At 41.7% G+C, this 5702-nt stretch carries 7 protein-coding genes and 1 pseudogene; 6 read left to right on the forward strand and 2 right to left on the reverse strand.

Annotated features, from left to right (window positions below):
- The first annotated feature begins 291 nt into the window (after positions 1-291).
- The 3 genes from IM515_RS25470 to IM515_RS25480 all read left to right on the forward strand — a co-directional run bounded on the left by IM515_RS25470 (position 292) and on the right by IM515_RS25480 (position 1875).
- A complete protein-coding gene (locus IM515_RS25470; protein ID WP_287630271.1) occupies positions 292-930 on the forward strand; it encodes a DUF2834 domain-containing protein in 639 nt (212 codons plus the stop codon).
- Between the two features lie 130 nt (positions 931-1060).
- Complete coding sequence (locus IM515_RS25475; RefSeq protein WP_002733401.1) at positions 1061-1354, forward strand: hypothetical protein; 294 nt, start codon at positions 1061-1063, stop codon at positions 1352-1354.
- 2 nt (positions 1355-1356) lie between these two features.
- The gene (locus IM515_RS25480; protein ID WP_002786568.1) at positions 1357-1875 is read left to right on the forward strand and encodes a low molecular weight protein-tyrosine-phosphatase; all 519 of its coding nucleotides are present in this window, start codon (positions 1357-1359) and stop codon (positions 1873-1875) included.
- Positions 1876-1889: 14 nt separating this feature from the next.
- On the opposite strand, the gene IM515_RS25485 is transcribed toward IM515_RS25480, so the two are convergent.
- Positions 1890-2546, reverse strand: coding sequence for a response regulator transcription factor (locus IM515_RS25485; protein WP_287630272.1), 657 nt, complete (start codon positions 2544-2546; stop codon positions 1890-1892).
- A gap of 201 nt (positions 2547-2747) precedes the next feature.
- Between IM515_RS25485 and IM515_RS25490 the strand changes: the two genes are divergently transcribed.
- Positions 2748-3863, forward strand: a complete 1116-nt coding sequence (locus tag IM515_RS25490; RefSeq protein ID WP_002742401.1) for a branched-chain amino acid ABC transporter permease — start codon at positions 2748-2750, stop codon at positions 3861-3863.
- Positions 3864-3981: 118 nt separating this feature from the next.
- Positions 3982-4755 (forward strand): ABC transporter ATP-binding protein, encoded by a 774-nt coding sequence (locus IM515_RS25495; RefSeq protein ID WP_287630274.1) that lies wholly within the window; start codon positions 3982-3984, stop codon positions 4753-4755.
- Here IM515_RS25495 and hisH read toward each other — a convergent pair.
- On the reverse strand, positions 4744-5382 hold the full coding sequence (gene hisH / locus IM515_RS25500; RefSeq protein ID WP_287630275.1) for an imidazole glycerol phosphate synthase subunit HisH: 639 nt from the start codon (positions 5380-5382) through the stop codon (positions 4744-4746). The genes IM515_RS25495 and hisH overlap by 12 nt on opposite strands.
- Before the next feature lie 177 nt (positions 5383-5559).
- On the opposite strand from hisH, the pseudogene IM515_RS25505 reads away from it, so the two are divergent.
- Positions 5560-5702, forward strand: a pseudogene (locus IM515_RS25505) (IS4 family transposase); the annotation flags it as partial.

A 5702-nucleotide genomic window follows, 5' to 3' on the forward strand; every position in this document is an offset into this window, starting at 1 on the left:
TTTCCGAAAGTCCTTGACTTGTTTTAGTTTTTCTATTAAGCTCAACATATATTTGAAAGGTTGGCGGTCACTCCTCATTTTACCTGATAGTGATCGCTTTTACTTTTGATATTCTGATGGGAGAATGAAACAGCCCTACCCCTGCCCCCCCGACATCGGGGGGGAAAGGGGGAATAAATAATCAGTCTTTAATAACCGGATTTAGTATAATACTGCTTGACACTTTGATCACTTTTTTACTAAAATATCTGCTGAAATCCCATTACTCAATTAACCTAATTATCTACTCCCATGTTAACAAAAATTATTCTCGGTTTACTTTGGTTATGCTTCGGATTATACGCTTTTTTACTAGCACCCCCCGACCAACCAGATACAATGAATTTAATTATCAATCTTTCCACTGGCAAATGGCAAGATATTAACCCGTTAATTATCTCTCTTTTTAACCTGATGGGAGTTTTGCCACTTATCTACACTAGCCTTTTAATTATCGATGGTCGTGACCAAAAAATCATCGCTTGGCCCTTTGCTTTTGCCTCCTTTGCCGTGGGTGCTTTCGCTATTTTACCCTATCTAACTCTCCGTCAACCCAACAGCAGTTTTACCGGTAAAAAAAATCTGGTCATTAAACTTTTAGACTCACCTTGGTTAGGAGTAATTGCCCTAATTACTGCGGCAATTTTAATCGCTTACGGATTAATTAAAGGCAATTGGTCTGATTTTTGGTATCAGTGGCAAACTAGCCGTTTTATTCATGTTATGAGTTTAGATTTCTGTCTTTTAACCCTATTATGTCCAATTTTGCTGCAAGATGATCTAACCCGACGGGGATTAAAAAATCCTTTCCTGTTGCCGGTAGTTTCCCTATTGCCTCTAATCGGTCCGGCAATTTATTTAATTATTCGTCCTCGCTTAGGGGATAATTAAGGGTAAATTCCCTTGAGCAAACTTAACCATTTCTTGACAAGAGAAGTTCATATTTGACAGAAATTATGCTGAGGTTCCCCTAAAATATCAGGAAAGAGATTAATGTCCAGATTAGAAGGAGTGTTTAACCTTGTTAGAGAGTCAAAAACCACCTCGGATTTACTGCTTTCAAGCTGATTATCTTGCCTCCCAACAATTTAACCCCCAAGAGATTCCCGCTTGGTTATCCTTAGAGGTAAACTGGCAGGGTTATAGAATTCATACCCTACCCTGGGTAGCAGACGTAGCTAGGGTATTAGGATTATTAGCGATCGAAGATACCCCCCAAGGGTGGCAAGATTATTTAGAAAGCTTGGGATTAGCCAAAATTAGGTTAATGGACAGCGAGGAGTTTTTTGAGGATAAATCTTTATCGGGATGTTAAAAATGCCCTATAATTGGCAATTTAGTGATGATTCTACCGGTCAATTTATGCCTTATAAACTACTCTTCGTCTGTTTAGGAAATATCTGTCGTTCTCCCGCTGCCGAGAATATCATGAATTATCTGATTGAACAAGAAGGATTAGGCAATAAAATCCTCTGTGATTCTGCGGGAACTGCCGGTTATCATATCGGTTCTCCTCCTGATTCTCGCATGAATACGGCGGCTAAAAAACGCGGTATTCCTCTGCAAGGGACAGCTAGACAATTTACCCGCGAGGATTTCGAGAATTTTGATCTAATCCTAGCCATGGATAAAGCCAATTATCAAGATATTTTATCCCTAGATCGGACAGGAAAATATCAAGAAAAGGTCAAGTTAATGTGTGACTATGCTCGTTATCACCCTGAAAAAGAAGTTCCCGATCCCTACTACGGTGGTCGTGAAGGTTTTGACCGCGTAATCGAGCTACTTTTAGACTCCTGTGGCAGTCTTTTGGAGGAAGTAAAAAACAAAATCTAAGTTTTTTATTTCAGCTAATCGATTAATCTATGTTCAAGGGAAAAACGAACCAATTCGGCGCGATTGTTAGTAGTTGTTTTTCTGAGTAAACTACTAACATATTTCTCGATCGTGCGAGAACTAAGATGCAGTTTTTGCCCAATTTCACTGTTAGAAAGTCCCCGGGCTAAATGTTCTAACACTTCCCGCTCGCGATTAGTTAACTTAAAATCGTCCTGTAAAGAAGAAGTTAAAACATCCCTAGTTTTGGGGCTTTCTTCCAGTTTTAATTTCTGATATTGACGTTCACTTTGCACCATTTGCGATCGCTCTAAAAGATTGCGAATAACTGCTTTTAATTCCTCCATCTCAAAAGGTTTAGGAAGATAGATATCACAACCCACTTGATAACCGCGGATTCTTTCCTCTGTTGACCCTCTTTCGGTTAAAAAAATTACCGGCAATAACCTAAATTCTGGCTGTTGCCGCACCTTAGTCACCAAAGAATAACCGTCTAAACGCGGCATTTTAATATCCGATACCAAAAGATGGGGATGATAGGTATCCAATAAATTCAAAGCTTCCAAACCATTACTCGCCGCTACCACACTATAACCTGCTAATTCTAAATAGTCTTTGACCGCTAGGCGGATACCGGGGTCATCATCGGCAATTAGAATCAAAAGAGGCATAGAAATCAACAGGACAAGGTTTTTTCGTTATTAATAGCCTAGCACCCTCCGCTCGTCACAATTGTCCATCAAGCTACAGAGGCCATTTTAACTGATATTATACTAGCAGTAACCAGCTTTTTCAGTGATCAGATGTGAGTTTTCAGCTTTTTTCTCCCCATCTCCCCACTCCCCCAACCCCTTTTTTACTTTTTACTTAAGATGACAGATTATTTAGTTTCCCTGACAATTTGGGCGGGTATTTACGCGATTTTTGCCCTCGGTTTAAATCTACAATGGGGATTTACTGGCTTAATTAACTTTGGTCACGTTGCTTTTGCCACTTTAGGGGCTTATGCCACGGTTTTATTGACTTTACAGGGTGTACCGATGATTTTTGCCGCCATTGTCGGGGCGCTCCTAGGGGCATTGTTGGGATTGGCTATCGGTTTTTCCACCCTGAGATTAAGAGCCGATTATCTGGCGATTGTCACCATCGGGGTGTCTGAGTTAATTCGTTTACTGGTGCTTAACGAGGATTGGTTAACGAAAGGCAGTTTCGGACTACAACGTTATCCCCTACCTTTGGATATAAATCCCAGTTTTCCCGTCAAATTATTAATTATTGCCCTGTTTACCCTGCTTGCTATCTTTGCTCTCTGGCAATTGGGGCGCAATCTGCAACGACAATGGCGCGAAGCGGGGCAAATTAGCGGCAAAAGCTATCAACCGACGCAAAAGAGAGCTTTAATCTTTTGGGGGTTGTTAGGGGCGATAATACTGCTTTTTCTGTATATAAACGGTGTAATTGCCTTGAATGACTATAATTACAAAGCTGGGTTGATGGTGGTAGTTTTAGTCCTCCTCGCTCTCGTTTATACTGGTTTAGAATTACTTTTGCGATCGCCTTGGGGACGCATCCTCAAAGCGATTCGGGAAGATGAAGAAATTCCCCGGGCTTTAGGAAAAAATGTCTTTTGGTATAAGTTACAATCTTTGATGTTAGGCGGTGCGATCGCTGGTTTAGCTGGGGCTTTTTTAGCATGGCAATTAACCACTATTTACCCGACTAATTTTGAACCATTATTGACTTTTAACGCTTGGATTATTATCATTCTCGGTGGCTCTGGTAGCAATGCCGGCACCTTACTAGGAGCAGTAATTTTCTGGGCTTACGATTCCCTGACTCGCTTTATTCTGCCCCAATTAGATATTTTTAATGATAGCCAATTAGGGGCTTTACGGATTATGATTATCGGTCTGCTGCTCATGGTTTTAATGATCTGGCGACCCCAGGGTATCCTCGGCAAAAAAGAGGAGTTAACTTTGGGAAAATAATTTCAGTTATCAGTTATCAGTTATCAGTTATCAGTTATCAGTTATCAGTTCATCGATTACTCTTCACTGAAAACACTTCCCACTTCATAATTCATAATTCATAATTCATAATTTATATATGTTACTTTCTGCCAAAGGATTATCGAAAAGTTTTGGGGGCATTCGCGCCGTCAATAATGCTTATTTGGATGTGCCGCAGGGCAGCATCACCGGGTTAATCGGGCCAAATGGAGCCGGCAAAACCACACTTTTTAACCTTTTATCTAATTTTATTCGCCCAGATAAAGGAGAAGTTTTTCTTGATGGTCAGCCGATTCATCAGCTGCCTCCCTATCAAATTGCCCTGAAAGGATGTGTGAGAACTTTTCAAGTAGCAAGGGTATTATCCCGATTAACGGTGTTAGAAAATATGCTCTTAGCTAGTCCGGGGCAAACGGGAGAAAATTTTCTCAAAGTCTGGTTTCAGGGGGCAAAAATTCGCCAACAGGAACAGGAAAATCGTGCCAAAGCTTTGGACATATTAGATTCGATTGGTCTAGGGGAGAAAGCGCAGGATTATGCGGGAGCTTTATCGGGAGGACAGCGTAAATTATTAGAGATTGGCCGAGCGCTAATGACCGAGCCAAAATTAATTTTATTAGATGAACCAGCCGCTGGAGTTAATCCCACTTTAATCGGTCAAATCAGCGACCATATTATCGAATGGAATCGTCAGGGAATCCCCTGGAATCGTCAGGGAATTACCTTTTTGATTATCGAGCATAATATGGATGTGATTATGTCCCTTTGTCACCACGTTTGGGTATTAGCAGAAGGGACAAATTTAGCCGATGGCAGTCCCAGCGAAATCCAAAAAAACGAGCGGGTTTTAAAGGCTTATTTAGGAGACTAAAGCTAATTTTTGCACCTGTTCAACAAAGTTAGCCAGAATTTTTAAGCCATTAGTCGAGGATTTTTCGGGGTGAAACTGCACCGCTACCAAACGATCACGAGCGATCGCTGCCGTCACCGTTTGACTGCCGTGGCTGACGGTGGCAGCAGTTAGATGACGATCAAGGGGATCGACATAATAGGAATGGACAAAATAGACGTGAGGATGCGGGGGTAATCCCTGCCAAAGAGAATGATCCGGCTGGGTGAAGTCTAATTGATTCCAACCCATGTGAGGAATGGTAATGCCAGGTTCCGAGCGAAAACGGCGCACTGTCCCCGGAATAACCCCTAAACCCGCCTCTTGTCCTTCCTCTGATGAGTCAAAGAGAATTTGTAAACCGAGACAGATACCGAGAAAGGGTTTACCATTAGCGATCGCCGCTTTGATCGGTTTTTCTAGATGACGGCTGCGAATTTGCCGGACAGCAGGATCAAAAGAACCGACTCCGGGTAAGACAATAGCGTCAGCTTTTTCCAGATCGAGGGGAGAATCGGTAATTTTCGGCACTGCACCCACGGTTTCCAGTCCTTTACAGGCAGAGTGCAGATTTCCCATGTCATAATCGATGACAGCGATTAAGGTCATTGCTATATACTGAACAAGCGATAACCCTATTTTAGAGCAATCACGCTGTTATACCATTTTTCTTTATTCGTGTCCCTCATCCCCTTGCCCCCCCGACGTCCTATCCATTAGTCAGAGCTTTCTTAACAAAAAGAGAAGAAACTTAAAAAAAGGGGAAACGATTGATAGGTATAGTTTTTTTGGAATTCCCCCTATTTTCACCCCTCAGATCTAATTGCCGCCCAGGCCAAAAGTACAGTAGAAAGAATCAAAGAACATCCAATAGTTTTGGCAGTTCAAGACACAACAAGTTTAGACTTGACAACGCAAAAAGCCAAAAA

The organism is Microcystis sp. M44BS1, from assembly GCF_020244875.1.
Lineage (GTDB): Bacteria > Cyanobacteriota > Cyanobacteriia > Cyanobacteriales > Microcystaceae > Microcystis > Microcystis panniformis.